Source organism: Demequina muriae, assembly GCF_030418295.1.
Taxonomy (GTDB): domain Bacteria; phylum Actinomycetota; class Actinomycetes; order Actinomycetales; family Demequinaceae; genus Demequina; species Demequina muriae.
Genome location: NZ_JAUHQA010000001.1, coordinates 50,724 through 67,497, shown reverse-complemented (window position 1 = coordinate 67,497; position 16,774 = coordinate 50,724). Strand labels below are relative to the sequence as shown.

15 protein-coding genes and 1 tRNA gene are annotated in these 16,774 nt (G+C 69.8%); 13 read left to right on the top strand and 3 right to left on the bottom strand.

The window, feature by feature from the left end:
- On the bottom strand, positions 1–1,242 hold the full coding sequence (gene glgC, locus QQX02_RS00310; protein ID WP_301140490.1) for a glucose-1-phosphate adenylyltransferase: 1,242 nt from the start codon (positions 1,240–1,242) through the stop codon (positions 1–3).
- A 72-nt stretch (positions 1,243–1,314) separates the two neighbouring features.
- Here glgC and glgA point away from each other — a divergent pair, with 72 nt between their 5' ends.
- The 11 genes from glgA to QQX02_RS00255 all read left to right on the top strand — a co-directional run bounded on the left by glgA (position 1,315) and on the right by QQX02_RS00255 (position 14,054).
- Complete coding sequence (gene glgA / locus QQX02_RS00305; protein ID WP_301140489.1) at positions 1,315–2,517, top strand: glycogen synthase; 1,203 nt, start codon at positions 1,315–1,317, stop codon at positions 2,515–2,517.
- Between the two features lie 10 nt (positions 2,518–2,527).
- On the top strand, positions 2,528–3,310 hold the full coding sequence (locus QQX02_RS00300; RefSeq protein ID WP_301140488.1) for an ABC transporter ATP-binding protein: 783 nt from the start codon (positions 2,528–2,530) through the stop codon (positions 3,308–3,310).
- A 96-nt stretch (positions 3,311–3,406) separates the two neighbouring features.
- Positions 3,407–3,844 (top strand): NfeD family protein, encoded by a 438-nt coding sequence (locus tag QQX02_RS00295; RefSeq protein WP_301140487.1) that lies wholly within the window; start codon positions 3,407–3,409, stop codon positions 3,842–3,844.
- 2 nt (positions 3,845–3,846) lie between these two features.
- Entirely contained in the window at positions 3,847–4,923 is a 1,077-nt protein-coding gene (locus QQX02_RS00290; RefSeq protein WP_301140486.1) for an SPFH domain-containing protein, read from the top strand.
- 238 nt (positions 4,924–5,161) lie between these two features.
- A complete protein-coding gene (locus tag QQX02_RS00285) occupies positions 5,162–5,962 on the top strand; it encodes a TrmH family RNA methyltransferase (protein ID WP_301140484.1) in 801 nt (266 codons plus the stop codon).
- Positions 5,963–6,077: 115 nt separating this feature from the next.
- Positions 6,078–6,797: a DnaE2-dependent mutagenesis accessory factor ImuA' gene (gene imuA', locus QQX02_RS00280; RefSeq protein ID WP_301140483.1), complete on the top strand. Its 720-nt coding sequence runs from the start codon at positions 6,078–6,080 to the stop codon at positions 6,795–6,797.
- Positions 6,794–8,566, top strand: coding sequence for a Y-family DNA polymerase (locus QQX02_RS00275; RefSeq protein WP_301140482.1), 1,773 nt, complete (start codon positions 6,794–6,796; stop codon positions 8,564–8,566). Before imuA' ends, QQX02_RS00275 begins: the two co-directional genes overlap by 4 nt.
- A gap of 26 nt (positions 8,567–8,592) precedes the next feature.
- Positions 8,593–11,979: an error-prone DNA polymerase gene (locus QQX02_RS00270; RefSeq protein ID WP_301140480.1), complete on the top strand. Its 3,387-nt coding sequence runs from the start codon at positions 8,593–8,595 to the stop codon at positions 11,977–11,979.
- Between the two features lie 113 nt (positions 11,980–12,092).
- Positions 12,093–12,176 (top strand) — tRNA-Leu (locus QQX02_RS00265).
- A 245-nt stretch (positions 12,177–12,421) separates the two neighbouring features.
- Positions 12,422–12,568 (top strand): GPGG-motif small membrane protein, encoded by a 147-nt coding sequence (locus QQX02_RS00260; protein WP_193746376.1) that lies wholly within the window; start codon positions 12,422–12,424, stop codon positions 12,566–12,568.
- Between the two features lie 184 nt (positions 12,569–12,752).
- The gene (locus QQX02_RS00255) at positions 12,753–14,054 is read left to right on the top strand and encodes a M20/M25/M40 family metallo-hydrolase (protein WP_301140479.1); all 1,302 of its coding nucleotides are present in this window, start codon (positions 12,753–12,755) and stop codon (positions 14,052–14,054) included.
- 81 nt (positions 14,055–14,135) lie between these two features.
- On the opposite strand, the gene QQX02_RS00250 is transcribed toward QQX02_RS00255, so the two are convergent.
- Entirely contained in the window at positions 14,136–14,390 is a 255-nt protein-coding gene (locus tag QQX02_RS00250; protein ID WP_152650277.1) for a DUF5703 family protein, read from the bottom strand.
- A 42-nt stretch (positions 14,391–14,432) separates the two neighbouring features.
- On the opposite strand from QQX02_RS00250, the gene QQX02_RS00245 reads away from it, so the two are divergent.
- Positions 14,433–14,801 (top strand): primosomal protein, encoded by a 369-nt coding sequence (locus tag QQX02_RS00245; RefSeq protein WP_301140477.1) that lies wholly within the window; start codon positions 14,433–14,435, stop codon positions 14,799–14,801.
- 27 nt (positions 14,802–14,828) lie between these two features.
- Here QQX02_RS00245 and QQX02_RS00240 read toward each other — a convergent pair whose 3' ends face one another.
- A complete protein-coding gene (locus QQX02_RS00240; protein ID WP_301140476.1) occupies positions 14,829–15,788 on the bottom strand; it encodes an aldo/keto reductase in 960 nt (319 codons plus the stop codon).
- A 67-nt stretch (positions 15,789–15,855) separates the two neighbouring features.
- Between QQX02_RS00240 and QQX02_RS00235 the strand changes: the two genes are divergently transcribed.
- Complete coding sequence (locus tag QQX02_RS00235; RefSeq protein ID WP_301140475.1) at positions 15,856–16,719, top strand: undecaprenyl-diphosphate phosphatase; 864 nt, start codon at positions 15,856–15,858, stop codon at positions 16,717–16,719.
- The last annotated feature ends 55 nt before the right edge of the window (positions 16,720–16,774 follow it).

Here is a 16,774-nt window from a genome sequence, read left to right as displayed (position 1 = left end):
TCATGCCTTGATCACGGTGCCCTTGGCGACGACGGTGATGCCTGACTCGGTGACGGTGTACCCGCGCTCGATGTCCGCCTGGCGGTCGATGCCCACGCGCGCGCCCTCTTCGACGATCACGTTCTTGTCGAGGATCGCGCGATGCACCTGCGCATGGCGGTTGACGATGACGTGGTCGAGCAGCACCGAGTCCGACACGGTCGACCATGAGTGCAGGCGCACTCCAGGTGACAGTACGGAGCCGGTGACGGTCGCGCCGGACACGATCACGCCGGGGGAGACCACCGAATCGGCGGCGTGGCCCAGACGGCCCTCCTCGGAGTGGATGAACTTCGCGGGCGGCTCGGTGATGAGGCCCTGGTGCAGCGGCCACTCGTGGTTGTACACGTTGAAGATCGGCATGACGGCGATGAGGTCCATGTGCGCGTCGTAGTACGAGTCGACCGTTCCCACATCACGCCAGTAGTCGCGATCGCGGTCGGTCGATCCCGGAACGTCGTTTTCGACGAAGTCGTAGAAGCCGCACGTGCCCTTGTCCACGAAGTAGGGCACGATGTCGCCGCCCATGTCGTGCTTGGAGTCCTCGTTCTCGGCATCCGCCTTGAGCGCCTCGAGGAGGGGCCCGACCGAGGCCACATAGTTGCCCATCGACGCGAGCACCTCGCCGGGGGAGTCCGGCAGACCCTCCGGGTCCGTGGGCTTCTCGAGGAAGGCCTTGATCATGCCCGGGTTGTTCTTGTCGATGTCGATGACGCCGAACTGGTCGGCCATCTCCTTGGGCTGGCGGATGCCAGCCACGGAGAAGTCCGCACCGGTCTCGATGTGCTTGTCGACCATCTGCGAGAAGTCCATGCGGTAGACGTGGTCCGCGCCCACGATGACGACGATGTCGGGCTGCTCATCCTCGATGATGTTGACGGTCTGGTAGATCGCGTCCGCACTTCCCAGGTACCAGTGCTTGCCGCGGCGCTGCTGAGCGGGCACAGGGGCCACGTAGTTGCCGAGCAGCGGGGACATGCGCCAGGTGCGGGCGATGTGGCGGTCCATGGAGTGCGACTTGTACTGCGTGAGCACGACGATGTGCAGATAGCGCGAGTTCACCAGGTTGGACAAGGCGAAGTCGACCAGTCGGTAGGTGCCGCCAAACGGCACGGCAGGCTTGGCGCGAGCGGCGGTGAGGGGCATCAGGCGCTTGCCCTCACCCCCGGCGAGGACGATGGCAAGTACTTTCGGCGCTGACATACGACCAGCATAAGCGCCACATCCGACGCGCGTAAGGCGGCGCGGCGGGAAGACCCGGACTACCGTGGTGTCATGCGAGCCGACATCCTCACCCGTGAATACCCTCCCCACATCTACGGCGGCGCCGGAGTGCACGTCACTGAACTGGCCGCCGTCCTGGGTCAGCACATCGACGTGGAGGTGCGCGCCTTCGATGGCCCACGCGACGATCCGCACGTGACGGGCTACGAGGCACTGGGTGGAGGCGTAGGCGACCCCGCGCTCGACGTCCTGGCGCACAACCTGCCGATGGCGAAGGACTGCGAAGGCGCCGACCTGGTCCACTCCCACACCTGGTACGCGAACATGGCCGGTCACCTCGCCGCACAGCTGCATGGCATCCCGCACATCCTGAGCGCCCACTCCCTCGAGCCGCTCCGGCCGTGGAAGGCTGAGCAGCTCGGCGGCGGCTACCGTGTGTCGTCGTGGATCGAGCAGACCGCCTACGACGGCGCCGATGCGGTGATCGCCGTCTCCGGCGGCATGCGCGACGACATCCTGCGCTCGTACCCGAGCATCGACCCGGACAAGGTGCAGGTCATCCACAACGGCATCGATGTGGACGCCTGGGCGGCGCCGTCGACCGATGAGGAGCGCGCCGCGGCCGCCGAGGTCGTCGCGCGTTGGGGCATCGACCCGTCCCGACCGGCCGTGGTCTTCGTAGGTCGCATCACGCGACAGAAGGGGCTGCCGCACTTCCTGCGCGCCGTCGAGAAGCTCCCGTCCGAGGTGCAGATCGTGCTGTGCGCCGGCGCTCCCGACACCAAGGACATCGCCGCCGAGGTCTCGGGGCTCGTGTCGAAGCTCCAGGAGCGCCGCGACGGCGTGATCTGGATCGAGGAGCACCTGCCGCGCCCGCAGCTGGTCGCTGTGCTCGATGCGTGCACCGCCTTCGCATGCCCGAGCGTCTACGAGCCGCTGGGCATCGTGAACCTCGAGGCGATGGCCGTGGGCCTGCCCGTCGTCGCCACCGCGACCGGCGGCATCCCTGAGGTCGTGGTGCCGGGCGAGACCGGCACGCTCGTGCCCATCGACCAGGTCGCGGACGGCACGGGCACCCCGACGGACCCCGAAGCCTTCATCGACGACCTGGCCGCGGCTCTCGCGGACATGGTGTCGGACCCCGAACGCGCCCGTCGCATGGGTGCCGCAGGCCGTGAACGCGCCGCCGAGCACTTCTCGTGGGAGACCATCGGGGAGCGCACGCTGGCGCTGTACAAGGACATCCTCGGATAGGCTCGTGGCCATGACTGAGGTGCTGACTCTCGAAGGTGTGAGCCTGCGCCGCGACGGCAATTCCATCCTGTCCGGGATCGACTGGACCGTGAACGCCGACGAGCGCTGGGTGGTGCTCGGGCCCAACGGTGCGGGCAAGACCTCGCTCGTCACGATCGCGTCGGCTCGCATGCATCCCACCGAGGGCACCGTGCGGGTGCTGGGGGAGACGCTCGGCGAGGCTGACACGCAGGACCTGCGCACGCGCGTGGGACTGTCGAGCGCCGCGCTCGCGGACCGCATCCCCGACGACGAGACCGTGCGCGACGTGGTGATGACCGCGGCGCATGGGGTCACGGGACGCTGGCGCGAGGAGTACGACACGATCGACGAGGAGCGGGCCGACGCCCTGCTCGCGGCGTTCGGGATGAGCGGCTTCGCGGAGCGCGAGTTCTGGACGTTGTCGGAGGGCGAGCGCAAGCGCGTCCAGATCGGCCGTGCGCTGATGACCGACCCGGAACTGCTGCTGCTCGATGAGCCGGCCGCCGGTCTTGACCTGGGTGGTCGCGAAGAGCTGCTCGCGGCGCTGTCCGAACTCGCGGGAGACCGACGTTCGCCCGCGATGGTCATGGTGACCCACCACGTCGAAGAGATTCCCACGAACTTCACGCACGCGATGCTGCTGCGTGACGGAGCCGTGGTCGCCAGCGGATCGCTGCGCGACACCCTCACCTCGGTGAATCTGAGCGAGGCATACGGCATGCCCGTGCGGCTCCACGCCTACGAGGGGCGCTGGACGGCTCGTCGCGGCTGATCCGCCGCGCTGGGGATTCGAACCGGAGCGTTTTCATCCGTGAGGACGATGCTTCCCTCGAACCGTGCCTGTTAGGTTCGAAAAAGGAGGTGAGCCGTGGACTCTCTGTGGTGGTTCGTAGGAGCGATGGTGCTGGGCATCGTCGAAGTCTTCACGCTGGATCTGACCTTTGCGATGCTCGCTGGCGGCGCGATCGCCGGTGGCGCAGCGGCGCTGCTGGGCCTGCCGTGGTGGGTGTGCGTGATCATCGCGTGCGCGGTGGCCGCCCTGCTGCTGTTCTCGCTCAGGCCCTACCTGCTCAAGTCGATCCGCGCCAAGGGCGCGGTCATCGAGACCAATGCGGCCGCCCTTGCAGGTGCCGCAGCCCGCTCTCTGGACGAGATCACCGAGTTCGCTGGTCGCGTCAAGCTGGCGGGAGAAGTGTGGTCTGCGCGTACCCAGGACGATGCGCCTGCGATCCCCGAGGGGGCCGAGGTCGTCGTGCTCGAAATCAGGGGAGCGACGGCCATCGTCGCGCCCGAGAAGGGGAACTAGTTATGGATCCAGTCCAGATCGCGATCGCCGCCGCGGCGGTCGTCCTCGTCCTATTCGTCATTACGGCGATCGCCCGCGCGATTCAGATCGTGCCGCAGGCAGAGACCCGCGTGGTGGAGCGGCTCGGCCGCTACGCCCGCACACTGCAGGCGGGCATGCACCTCCTCATTCCGTTCGTCGACCAGGTGCGTCAGAAGGTCGACATGCGCGAGCAGGTCGTGTCCTTCCCCCCGCAGTCCGTGATCACGTCGGACAACCTTGTCGTCGAGATCGACACCGTCATCTACTTCCAGGTCACCGACGCTCGCGCGGCGGTCTACGAGATCGCCAACTACATCGTCGGCATGCAGCAGCTGACCGTGACGACCATCCGTAACGTCATCGGCACCATGGACCTCGAGCAGACGCTGACCAGCCGTGACCAGATCAACGGCCAGCTGCGCACCGTGCTGGACGAGGCCACCGGCAAGTGGGGCATCCGTGTGGGACGCGTCGAGCTCAAGGCCATCGACCCGCCCGTGTCCGTCAAGGACTCGATGGAGAAGCAGATGCGCGCCGAGCGTGACCGTCGCGCCGCGATCCTGACCGCCGAGGGCGTCAAGCAGTCACAGATTCTCACCGCCGAGGGACAGAAGCAGTCGGCGATCCTGAAGGCCGAGGGTGACGCGCAGGCCGCGATCCTCACGGCCGAGGGTGAGGCCCGCGCGATCCTTCAGGTGTTCGACGCCATCCACGAGGGCGACGCCGACTCCAAGCTGCTCGCCTACCAGTACCTGCAGATGCTCCCCGAGATCGCCAAGAACGAGTCGAACAAGGTGTGGTTCGTGCCCACCGAGTTCACGGGCGCGCTGAAGTCGATCTCCGCGGCCTTCGGTGCCGAAGAGGCCGCCGAGCCTCTCACGCGCGATCACGAGCGTGGCAAGGACCGCAAGTCCAAGATCACCTCCGCGCTCGTCGACCCTGCAGAGGCGCTGCGCCTGGCCAAGCAGGAGGTGGCGGACGCCACGTCCGACGCCACCGAGGCCGGCACCACCTCGGGTCGCCCGTTCAACCCGGACGCCGAGAAGGGCCAGCAGTAGCCCACCCCTGTCCGGCACTCTTGGTCGCCTAGCGGCCTTCCGAGCGTCCTGTCCGGCACTCATCGTCGATGGGTGCCGGACAGGGCGCTTTGCTGTGCTGTAGGCGACACTCAGTGCCGGACAGCGAGCAGCGCCTTCGCCCCGCCTTCACTGCCTTAGCGTCCCAGTGGAGCGTGAGTGCCGCCTGGGCGGCTCCTCGTGATCCTGGCGGTCACTGAGTGTCGGACACAATGGGTCCGTGATCACCGACCCCTCCGACCCGCGCCTCGACGACTATCGCGGCCTCACCGACGTGGCGCTGCGCCGCCGCATCGAGCCCGAGCGCGGCCTCTACATGGCCGAGGGCGCCAAGGTGATCGAACGCGCGCTGGCTGCCGGGCATCGGCCGCGTTCCGTGCTCACGAGCGAGCGGTGGCTGGAGGGCATCCGGCAGGCGCTCGAGGGCGCGGGCGTCGACGCCCCCGTCCACGTCGCTCCCGAGTCCGTGATGGAGTCGGTCACCGGCTACCAGGTGCACCGCGGCGCGCTGGCGGCGATGGAGCGCCCCGTTCTCCCCTCGCTGGAGGAGATCGCGCGCGATGCCAGGCGCATCGTCGTCCTCGAGGGGATCGTCGATCACACGAACGTCGGCGCGATCTTCCGCTCGGCGGCGGGCATCGGCGCTGACGCGATCGTGGTCGCCCCCACCTGCGCCGACCCGCTGTACCGCCGCAGCGTCAAGGTGTCGATGGGCACGGTCTTCCAGGTGCCGTGGACCAGGGCAGACGAGTGGCCGGGGGCACTGAACGAGCTGCGTGACAGGGGCTTCGTCGTGGCCGCGCTCGCCCTGGCGGACGATGCGGTGGGCCTCGACGAGTTCGCGGCGGCCGGGCACGATCGGGTCGCCCTGGTGATGGGTGCGGAGGGCGACGGTCTGTCGCGCGCGGCCCTGCAGGCGGCCGATGCGGTCCTCACCATCCCCATGGCCGGGGGAGTGGACTCGCTCAACGTGGCTGCCGCATCGGCCGTCGCGCTGTGGGCACTGCGGCCCCAGCCGTGAGCCGTCCCCGGGGAGTTCAGCGCTCGGATTGACTCGGCGCCGATGTCGGCGTTCAATGCGATAATCGAACATATGTTCGAACGCGAGGACTTCTCGCAGTGATCGCAGGAGCGCCATGTCGACCCAGACGGACCCGGATGCCTCGCAGCAGCGGCGGCTGAGCCGCGCGCGTGCGGCGCTCAAGGGCGTCGAGGCGCGCATCGGCGCACCCCGCACCGCGTCGGATCGTCCGGTGCTGCCGCTCGCCTCCGAGCTCGCGCCGCTGCTGCCGGAGGGACTGGGACGCGGCCAGGTGGTCTCCGTCACCGGCGCCACCTCGCTCATGCTCGCCCTCGCCTCCGCGGCGTCGGCAGAAGGGTCCTGGACCGCGGCGATCGGCATGCCCACGGTGGGGGTGGTGGCGGCCGCCCGGCGGGGCATCGCGCTTGAGAGGTTCGCCCTCATCCCTCACCCGGGGGCACAGGCGGCGCAGGCGGTCGGGGCATGCGTGGACGGGATGGATGTGGTGCTGCTCGGCGAGAGACTCGCGCTGTCCGACGCGGATCGGCGTCGGTTGGCCGCGCGGGTCAAGGAGCGCGGCGGGCTGATCATCGCTGCGGGTGAGTGGCCGGGCGCGCACGTGACGCTCACGGTCGAGCGCTCCTCGTGGGAAGGCCTGGGCGCGGGGGACGGGAGGCTCATCGAACGTGAGCTCACCGTCGCTGTCAGCGGGCGTCGACAGGGTGCCGTGCGGCGCGTGCGCCTCACCTTGGACTCCGCCCCCGGCCTGCGGTTCGCACGGCCGGGTGCACGCATCGATGTGGACCGCGTGAACGTCGACGGGGAGGTCGCATGAGCGAGATGGTGTCGCGACGCGCGGGCGGCGACGGCGCTCCGCGGGCCGATGCGCGGGCGGGGGCTGCCTCCTCCGCACAGTCCGGGCCCGTGGCGACGGTGCGACGGGCGGTGCTGTGGGTCCCGGATTGGCCGGTGGTCGCAGCGATGTCCGAGGCCGGCATCGGTGCGGACACCCCCGCAGCGGTGCTGCACGGGCGCGGCATGATGGCGGTCTCTGCTGCGGCACGGGCAGCGGGGGTCAGGCGCGGCATGCGCAAACGGCTCGCCCAGCGGGCATGTCCCGACCTGGTGATCCTGCCTCACGACGAGGGCCGGGACTCACGGGTGTTCGAGACCGTCGCGGCTGCGGCCGAGGACGTCGTGTCCGGCGTGGAGATCTCGCGGCCGGGGCTGCTGATGATCCCCGCCGACGGCGCTGCTCGTTTCCACGGCTCCGAGGCTGCGCTCGCGGAGGCGCTGGTGAACTCCGTGGCGGAGCTCGCGGGCTGTGAGAGCGCCGTGGGGGCCGCAGACGGGCTGCTCGCCGCGATCCTGGCTGCGCGCGCCTCCGAGCTGGTGCCACCCGGCACGTCGCGCGAATACCTGGCCGGCGTCCCCGTGGGGGTGCTGCCACTCGCCGCCATGGAGCGGCGCCAGCGCGAGCAGGTCGAGGACCTCGTGGGGGTGCTGGTGCGGCTGGGCCTCACGTCGCTGTCCGACTTCACGAGCCTGCCGGCAGGCGACGTGCTCGCCAGGTTCGGCCCGGTGGGGAGGTGGGCCCACCGCATCGGCCGCGGGGAGGACGTGCGGCCGCCGGTGCTGCGTCGCTCCGAGGACGACATCGCCGTGAGATACGAGTTCGAGGAGCCGGCGCAGCGCGTCGAGCAGCTCGCGCTCGTCGCCGGTCACGTGGCCCAGCAGCTCGACACCGCCCTCCTTGAGGCCGGCGTGCGATGTGGCCGGGTGCGGATCTCCGCCGCCACCGAGCAGGGGGACCTGCTCGAGCGCGTGTGGCGCACCGACGTCGGCTCGCGCTCGGGTGCGTTCTCCAGGCACATGACGGACCGGGTGCGGTGGCAGCTCGAGGGATGGCTGTCGGGCACGGGGTCCGGTCCGGAGCCAGCGCCGTTGACTGCGCTGGGCCTGACGGCTGAGGATGTGGTGCCGCTCGGCAGCGAGCAGGCGTACCTGTGGGGAGGGGTGTCGGGATCCGACTCCCGTGCGCAGCGCACCCTGGAGCGGGTGCAGTCTCTGCTCGGGCCCGATGCCGTGCTCGCCGTGCGCGAGCAGGGCGGCAGGTCGCCCAGGGACCGGGTGCTGGCGCTGCCATGGGGACAGGAGGCGACGCCTACGCGCCGCATCGAGCATCCGTGGCCCGGAAGGATCCCCGACCCTGCGCCCGCCACCGTGTTGCCGTTGCCGGAGCCGCTGCAGGTCCTGGATGCAGGCGGGGCGCCTGTGCGGATCGACCGCCGGCTCGCGATGAGTGCTCCTCCCACCTGGGTGCGCCTGCAGGTGGACCCGCGGGACGAGCGCGCGGCCGCGGCCCGGCGGCACCCGTCCTCGGGTCACGTGGGTCGTGGCGAGGACGGGCCGACGTGGGGACTCGCGCAGCCCGTCGAGGCGTGGGCCGGCCCGTGGCCCGTGGTCGAACGGTGGTGGTCGCAGGACTCCTCGCGCCGCGCCTGCCTGCAGATCGCGCTCAGGCGCCCGGACGGGAGGCCTGGTCAGGCCGTGCTCGCGTCCTTCACCGCCGGGGCGTGGGTGCTGGAGGCGGTCTATGACTGACGGCGTCCTATGACTGGCGGTGCGTGATGACTGATTGTGTCGACTATGCCGAGCTGCACGCGCACAGCGCCTTCAGCTTCTTGGACGGCGCGAGCCATCCTGAGGAGATGGCGGCCGAGGCCGGGAGGCTGGGCCTCAGCGCGCTCGCGATCACCGACCACGATGGGCTCTACGGCGCCGTGAGGTTCGCGAACGCCGCGCGTGCGATCGACCTGCCCACCGTGTTCGGGGCGGAGCTGCACATGGGGGCACCCGAGACGCCAGGAGGCCCTCCCGTGCTGGACCCGCCCACGGGGGTTCCCGATCCCCGCGGCAGCCACCTGCTCGCGTTGGCGCGCGGGCCCGAGGGGTACTCGCGGCTGTCGCACGCCATCGGCATGGCCCACCTCGCGACCGGCGAGAAGGGGCTCGCGCGCTACACGCTGGAGGACCTGGCGGAGACGGCGGCGGGTCAGTTCCTGATCCTCACCGGCTGCCGGAAGGGAACGGTGCGGCGTGCGCTGTCAGGGGTGGGGGTCGCCGGGGCGAACGCGCTCACGGGCGCAGTCACGCCCGCCGGATTCGCCGCGGCACGCCGCGAGCTCGACCGGCTCTCCGCGCTGTTCGGCCGCGACAACGTGGCGGTCGAGATCACGGACACCGGCGACCCGTTCGATTCGGAGCGCAACGCCGCCCTCGCCGACCTTGCCTTCGACGCCTCGCTGCCGCTGGTGGCGACGTCCAACGCGCACTACGCGACGCCGCGGGACGCTGACCTCGCGGGAGCGCTCGCGTCGGTGCGGGCACGGTCGTCGCTCGACGACATGGACGGATGGCTGCCCGGGGGTGGGGGAGGCCACCTGCGCTCGGCCGCCGAGATGCTGCACCGGCATCGGCGCCATCCTCAAGCCGTGACGGCAGCCGCGCGGCTCGCTGCGGAGTGCGCGTTCGACCTGAACCTCGTGGCGCCGAACCTGCCTCCGTACCCGGTGCCCCAGGGCCACACCGAGGCCTCATGGCTGCGTGAACTGGTGCGCCGCGGCGCACACGCCCGCTACGGCTCGCCCCACGCCGAGCGCGTGCCGGGGGCGTGGAAGCAGATCGAGCACGAGCTCAACGTGATCGAGGCGCTCGACTTCCCCGGCTACTTCCTCATCGTCCACGACATCGTGAGCTTCTGCCGCGACCAGGACATCCTGTGCCAGGGACGGGGATCCGCCGCCAACTCCGCGGTGTGCTTCGCCCTGGGCGTCACCGCGGTCGACGCCGTCACTCACGGGCTGCTGTTCGAGCGGTTCCTCGCCCCCGAGCGCGACGGTCCGCCCGACATCGACGTCGACATCGAGTCGGATCGCCGAGAGGAGGTGATCCAGTACGTCTTCCAGCGGTTCGGCCGCATCAACGCCGCGATGGTCGCGAACGTCATCCAGTACCGGCCACGCTCGGCCGTGCGCGATGCCGCCAAGGCGCTGGGATTCGACGTGGGCCAGCAGGACGCGTGGTCCAAGAGCATCGACCGATGGGGATCGCTCCGCGTGCCGCAGGCGCAGATGGAGGAGTGGGCGGCCAAGCAGCGGGACGCGATGTGGCCCGAGCCGCCTCCCACCCACGACCTCGACCACATCCCGGAGCCGGTGCTCGACCTCGCGGACCGGTTCATGCGCCTGCCGCGACACCTCGGCATCCACCCCGGCGGCATGGTGCTGTGCGACCGGCCCGTCATCGACGTGTGCCCCGTGGAGTGGGCGCGCATGCCTGGGCGCACGGTGCTGCAGTGGGACAAGGACGACTGCGCGGACGCGGGGCTGGTGAAGTTCGACCTGCTCGGGCTGGGGATGCTCTCCGCGCTGCGGTATGCCTTCGGGTTCGTGCGCGACACCGAGTCGGAGGACATCGGCCTGCACTCGCTCCCGCAGGAGGACCCAGAGGTCTATGACCTGCTGTGCGCCGCCGACACGGTGGGCGTGTTCCAGGTCGAGTCGCGCGCGCAGATGGCGACCCTGCCCCGTCTGCGCCCGCGCCGCTTCTACGACATCGTGATCGAGGTCGCGCTCATCCGCCCCGGACCCATCCAGGGCGGCTCGGTGCACCCGTACATCAACCGTGCCAGGGGCCGCGAGCCGGTGACCTTCCTGCACCCGTTGCTGGAGAAGTCGCTGGGGAAGACCCTCGGCGTGCCGCTGTTCCAGGAGCAGCTGATGCAGATGGCGATGGACGTCGCGGGCTTCGACGGCGCACTCGCGGACCAGCTGCGCCGCGCGATGGGCTCCAAGCGATCGCCGGAGCGCATGGAGGCACTGCGCGCGCGGTTCATGGTGGGAGCCCACGAGCGCGGCGTCACTGCGGACGTCGCCGATCAGATCTTCGACAAGCTCAAGGCCTTCAGCGACTTCGGCTTCCCGGAGTCGCACTCGTACTCCTTCGCCTACCTGGTGTACGCCTCGAGCTGGCTCAAGGTCCACAAGCCCGCCGCCTTCTACGCGGGGCTGCTCGCGGCACAGCCCATGGGCTTCTACAGCCCGCAGTCGCTCACGGCCGATGCCCGCAGGCACGGCCAGGTGGTGCTGCGACCGTGCGTGGCGCGCTCCGCCGCACTCGCCCGGGTCGAGCGGTTGGCGGAGCCGTTCGCGACGCCGGACGAGGCGCGCGCAGACATGACCGTCCTCACGCGGGTGGACCGCACCCTGGCGGTGCGCATGGGGCTCGCGGCGGTGCGCGGGCTCGGCGAGGATGCCGCGCAGGCGATCGTCGACGCGCGCGCCGCTGGACCCTTCGTGTCGGTGACGGACATGGCCCGGCGCGTGCGAGTGCGGCCCTCTGGAGTGACGGGGGAGTCGGGACTGGCTCCTGAGAAGGGGCTCACGACGGCCCAGTGGGAGGCTCTCGCGACGGCGGGAGCGCTCGAGTCGCTGGGCGTGACGCGGCGCGAGGGGCTGTGGGCCTCGGGCGCGCTGGCGAGGGAGGGGCCGGACACGCTCCCCGATCTGTCGACCGACGTCGCCGCGCCGATGCTGCCGGGCATGAGCGCGGTGGAGGAGGCTGTGGCCGATGTGTGGGCCTCCGGGGTCTCGACCGACAGCTATCCCACGGTGTTCGTGCGCGAGGGACTCGACCAGCAGGGAGTGCTCACCGTGGCCGGGGTGCTCGCCCACGAGGCGGAGAGGCGCGTCACCGTGGCGGGCGTGGTGACCCACCGTCAGCGACCCGGCACGGCCAAGGGGGTCACCTTCATCTCGCTCGAGGACGAGACCGGCTTCCTCAACGTCGTCTGCTCGGTGGGGGTGTGGCGGCGCTTCCAGGCGGTGGCGCGCAGGTCGGCTGCGCTGGTCATCCGCGGGCGCATCGAGCGGGCAGACGGGGCCACCAACATGGTCGCCGAGCACATGTCCCCGCTGTCGCTGAAGGTGCCGGCCAAGAGCAGGGACTTCCAGTGAACGCCGCGGTGCTCAGGTCGCGTGTCGCGAGCACCGGTGGTGGCATCGGGCCCTCCGCCTCATGCTACGATTGCCGTCGCGCTGAAGCGCCGATGAGGCACTTCAGACACCCTGTCCGGGTGGCGGAAATGGCAGACGCGCTAGCTTGAGGTGCTAGTGCCCTAACGGGCGTGGGGGTTCAAGTCCCCCCTCGGACACGATCAGGGCCGGAAGCTTATTGCTTCCGGCCCTTCTCCTTTCTCCCGGGCGCTTCTTGCGTGCACCATGGCAGCCCCCGCCATTCATTCCCCACTATGGGAATAGTTGGACTGGCTCGCATTCTCGTCACTCCCCCCACCGCGCCCATCACGAAACGATCACGAACCGGGAATGTGCAGGGCTGATGCCTGGTTGTCGATGGCGTCCGAAGTACGAGAATTACCCCAAAGAAGGAGGCCACGCCATGTGGGATACCATCCTGTGGATCGCGGCAGTGATCATCGGAATCATCGGCATCGTCCGCTTGATTCAGCGTGACTTCGTCATGGGCGCCGTGCTCATCGTCGTCGCCCTGCTCGTCGGACCTGGAGGCGTCAGCCTCTTCACCTGACGATGGAGAGGCAGTGACCTCTCCGTCTGACACGCGCCGCCCGCGTGCGCCCCGCTCGTGACCCCCCTTCGAGCGGAAGGCGCCGCGGGCGGCGGCGTGTCCGGGGCGCATCGAGGACCGGCCGAGTGCACCAAGGCCCTCCCTGCCTGGTCTCGACGGCCGATGCGGGCGATAGCCTGAGTGCATGACCGCACCCATCGACGTCGTCCAGATCTGTCGCGACCTCATTCGCATCGATACCTCGAACTACGGCGACGAGCCGGGCCCCGGCGAGCGCGTCGCCGCCGAGTACGTGGCGGCCTTCCTGTCCGACCTGGGCCTGGACCCCGTCATTCGGGAGTCCGAGCCGGGTCGCGCCAGTGTCACCTGCCTGTGGGAGGGATCCGACCGCGACCGGGATCCCCTCGTGGTTCACGGCCACCTCGACGTGGTCCCCGCCTTCGCGGAGGACTGGTCGGTGGACCCGTTCGCCGCCGAGATCCGCGACGGGATGATCTATGGCCGCGGCGCGGTCGACATGAAGAACATGGACGCGATGATCCTCGCCTCCGTCGCCAGCATGATCCGCGCAGGCGCCAGGCCGCCTCGTGACATCGTGCTCGCGTTCTTCGCCGACGAAGAGCACGGCGGCGCACGCGGAGCGAAGTGGATGGTCGAGCACCACCCGGAGGACTTCCGTGGGGCCACCGAGGCGATCAGCGAGGTCGGCGGATTCAGCGCCTACGTCAACGGGCGCCGCGCCTACCTGATCCAGACGGCGGAGAAGGGCATCCAGTGGCTCAAGCTCATCTCCCACGGCAAGCAGGGTCACGGCTCGCTGGTGCACCGTGACAATGCCGTCGCCCACCTCGCCGGGGCTCTCGCGCGCATCGGCGCTCACGAGTGGCCGGTCGAGCTCACCCCCACCGCCGAGCGACTGCTCCAGGGCGTCGCCGAACTCGAAGGCATCGAGTACGAGCCCACACCCGAGTGCATCAATCGGCTCGTCGAGGGACTCGGGGCCATGGCGCCGATGATCGAGGCCTCCGTGCGCAACACGTCGAACCCGACCATGCTCGAGGCCGGCTACAAGACGAATGTGATCCCCGACACCGCCATCGGATACGTGGACAGCCGCTATCTTCACGGCCAACAGGAGCAGGTGCTGCGGCAGATCGAGGAACTGGCCGGCACCCACGTCAAGGTCGAGCCGTACATCAGCGAGCGGAGCCTCGAGTTTCCCTTTGAGGGGGCGCTCGTGGACAAGATGATCGCCGCACTCGGTGCCGAGGACCCGGACGCACCGGTGCTGCCGTACTCCCTGATGGGCGGCACGGACAACAAGCACCTGGCCGCGCTCGGGATCACCGGCTATGGGTTCGCGCCGCTGCAGCTGCCGCCGGATCTGGACTTCCCGTCGCTCTTCCACGGCATCGACGAACGCATCCCCGTCGACAGCCTCCACTTCGGCACTCGCGTGCTCGAGAGGTTCCTGCGCGACTGCTGAGCGCGCGAGGGGTCAGCCACAGCCGGAGAGGACGCCGGGACAGCCTGTAGCCGACAATGACTGCCGGACAGGGGAGAGGGGCTAGGCCGCGTCCGTACGCTGGACGCGCATGACGCGTCGACGCAGCCAGACCCGTCGGGCGCCTCCGTAGAGGATCTGGGAGCGAGCGAGCTCCCACCGTCCGTACTCGGCCTGTTCCGTCAGCAGCGACCGCGTGTCCGCGCGGGGGACGTCGCGCGGAATCTCGATCACGCGCCACTCGAGGCGGCTCGAACTTGAGGGCCGGCCGCGCGTGGAGGTGACCACGTGGGTGGCGTCGGATGCGATTTCCTTCATGATCTCTCCCATTCAATACGATCCGCGAGTACCGTCATGACCATGAGCGCAGAGGCGACCGAAGCACTGAGGCGACTGATGGCCGCCCTTGAGGAGCACCTCGAGGCGATCGCGATGCGACGCGGGGACGCGGACGCCGCGGTGGACGACGCGTACGAGGCGGTCGCCACGGAGTTCGAGAGATACGAGGACGCCCTCGACTCTGAGTACGGGGAGACGCTCCCGATCGTCCTCGACGACTCCGAGGGCGACGAGTACGAGGGCGACGACGACGCAGACGACGGCGAGGACGAGGACGAGGACACGGATGGGTCGAGCGATGATCCGGACGGCGACGAGACCCTGGACCCCCACGCCGTCGAGGACGACGACGACATGGACGACGACATCGACGAGTTCGATCTGCGATAGCGCCTGGGGCGCAGACGCCTCATCGCGCTACCGGCGCTCGGGGTAGCCGATGGAGGGGGCAGAGATCTCGTCGAGCGCCTCGGCGATCGCGGGCGGAAGATCGAGGTCAGCGGCCGTCAACGACGGCGAGAGCTGCGCCGCCGTGCGCGCCCCCACGATCGCTGCACTGACGCCGGGACGCCCGAGCACCCATGCCAGCGCCACGGCAAGCGGAGCCTCGTCGAGCCCCTCTGCTGCCGTCGTGAGCGCGTCGACGATGCCGGCGGACCTGTCATCGAGGTAGGGAGCCACGAACCCCGCCAGGTGTTCGGATGCCGCCCGCGAGTCCGCGGGGATGGCGTCGCGGTACTTGCCTGTCAGCACCCCGCGACCCAGGGGAGACCACGCGAGCGCTCCCATGCCGAGCGCATCGGCCGCGGGAAGCACCTCCCGCTCGACGCCGCGCTGCAGCAGCGAGTACTCGACCTGCGTCGCAGTGATCGTCGGTCGAGTGGCCAGCGCCGAGATCTGGGCCGTCGCCCAGCCGGGGTAGTTCGACACGCCCACGTAGCGCGCGCGGCCGGAGTTCACGGCGATCTCCAGCGCGTGCAGCGTCTCCTCGACCGGCGCAACCGGATCGTACGCATGCACAAGCCACAGATCCACGTGGTCGGTGCCCATGCGTTCCAGGGAGGCATCGAGAGTGTCGAGCAGGGTGTCCCGGGACGCGTCGATGAGCCCTCCGTCCGCCGTCCGCCGGATGCCCGCCTTGGTGCAGATCTGCACGTCGCGCCGGGAGACGGTTCCGCCCAGCATCGTGCCGATGAGGGACTCCGCGCCCCCGCCGGCATACGAGGCCGCGGTGTCGAGAAGCGTGCCACCCGCGTTCAGGAAGGCGTCGAGCTGGGCGCCAGCCTCATCCGGGCCGGTGTCGCGGCTCCACGTCATGGTGCCGAGCGCGAGCGACGACACCGTCAATCCACTCGTGCCGACCCGTCTGCGCTGCATGCACGCGACGCTACCGGGCGGGACGTCGAGTCCGAAGGCGCGACGCGCTGACGCTAGCCTTGCCGTCATGAACTGGTGGGAAGCCGTCGTGCTCGGAGTGGTGCAGGGACTCACGGAGTTCCTGCCGATCTCGTCGAGTGCGCACGTCCGTGTCGTGGGACCGCTGCTGCCGAGCGGGGGAGATCCCGGCGCGGCGTTCACGGCGATCATCCAGATCGGCACCGAGGCGGCAGTCCTCCTGTACTTCTGGAAGGACATCGTCCGCATCGTGACGTCGTGGGTGAGTGCACTCGCCGGCAAGGACGGTCGGGATCGCGCGGCGCGGCTGGGCGCTCACAATGCCGATGCGCGCATGGGCTGGTGGGTGATCCTCGGCACCATCCCCATCGTGGTCTTGGGCGTGCTCTTCCAGGACGCCATCGAGGGCCACCTGCGCAATCTCTATCTCACTGCGGTCGTGCTGGCGGTGTTCGCGCTCGTCCTGGGATTCGCGGATCGCGTCGGAGCCAAGAACCGTGAGCTCTCGGAACTGCGTGGCAAGGACGCCATCCTGCTCGGACTTGCGCAGGCGATGGCCCTGATCCCTGGTGTGTCGCGGTCCGGTGGCACCATCTCGATCGGGCTTTTCCTCGGGCTCACACGCGAGGCCGCGGCGCGCTACTCGTTCCTGCTGGCGATCCCCGCAGTGCTGGGCTCAGGTCTGTTCCAGGCACTCACGAACCTCGACGAGATCACCTCAGCCGGCGGCCCCGGCATCGCCAACACCGTCATCGCCGCGGTGGCCGCGTTCGCGGTGGGCTACGTGGTGATCGTGTGGTTCCTCAAGCTCATCACGAGGCACACGTTCTGGCCGTTCGTCTGGTACCGGATCGCGCTCGCCATCGCCATCGTGGTGCTGCTGGTCGCCGGCGTGATCCCCGCGATGTCGTAGCGGGGAGACCGCCTGCCGGCCCCGGATCTCCGCCCCAGCGCGGGTGTGCCCGTGG

What these genes read in the sequence shown, in the direction of transcription:
- glgC (WP_301140490.1), bottom strand. Translation starts at nt 1,242, where the DNA reads ATGTCAGCGCCGAAAGTACTTGCCATCGTCCTCGCCGGGGGTGAGGGC.
- glgA (WP_301140489.1), top strand. Translation starts at nt 1,315, where the DNA reads ATGCGAGCCGACATCCTCACCCGTGAATACCCTCCCCACATCTACGGC.
- QQX02_RS00300 (WP_301140488.1), top strand. Translation starts at nt 2,528, where the DNA reads ATGACTGAGGTGCTGACTCTCGAAGGTGTGAGCCTGCGCCGCGACGGC.
- QQX02_RS00290 (WP_301140486.1), top strand. Translation starts at nt 3,847, where the DNA reads ATGGATCCAGTCCAGATCGCGATCGCCGCCGCGGCGGTCGTCCTCGTC.
- imuA' (WP_301140483.1), top strand. Translation starts at nt 6,078, where the DNA reads ATGTCGACCCAGACGGACCCGGATGCCTCGCAGCAGCGGCGGCTGAGC.
- QQX02_RS00275 (WP_301140482.1), top strand. Translation starts at nt 6,794, where the DNA reads ATGAGCGAGATGGTGTCGCGACGCGCGGGCGGCGACGGCGCTCCGCGG.
- QQX02_RS00270 (WP_301140480.1), top strand. Translation starts at nt 8,593, where the DNA reads ATGACTGATTGTGTCGACTATGCCGAGCTGCACGCGCACAGCGCCTTC.
- QQX02_RS00260 (WP_193746376.1), top strand. Translation starts at nt 12,422, where the DNA reads ATGTGGGATACCATCCTGTGGATCGCGGCAGTGATCATCGGAATCATC.
- QQX02_RS00255 (WP_301140479.1), top strand. Translation starts at nt 12,753, where the DNA reads ATGACCGCACCCATCGACGTCGTCCAGATCTGTCGCGACCTCATTCGC.
- QQX02_RS00250 (WP_152650277.1), bottom strand. Translation starts at nt 14,390, where the DNA reads ATGAAGGAAATCGCATCCGACGCCACCCACGTGGTCACCTCCACGCGC.
- QQX02_RS00245 (WP_301140477.1), top strand. Translation starts at nt 14,433, where the DNA reads ATGAGCGCAGAGGCGACCGAAGCACTGAGGCGACTGATGGCCGCCCTT.
- QQX02_RS00240 (WP_301140476.1), bottom strand. Translation starts at nt 15,788, where the DNA reads ATGCAGCGCAGACGGGTCGGCACGAGTGGATTGACGGTGTCGTCGCTC.
- QQX02_RS00235 (WP_301140475.1), top strand. Translation starts at nt 15,856, where the DNA reads ATGAACTGGTGGGAAGCCGTCGTGCTCGGAGTGGTGCAGGGACTCACG.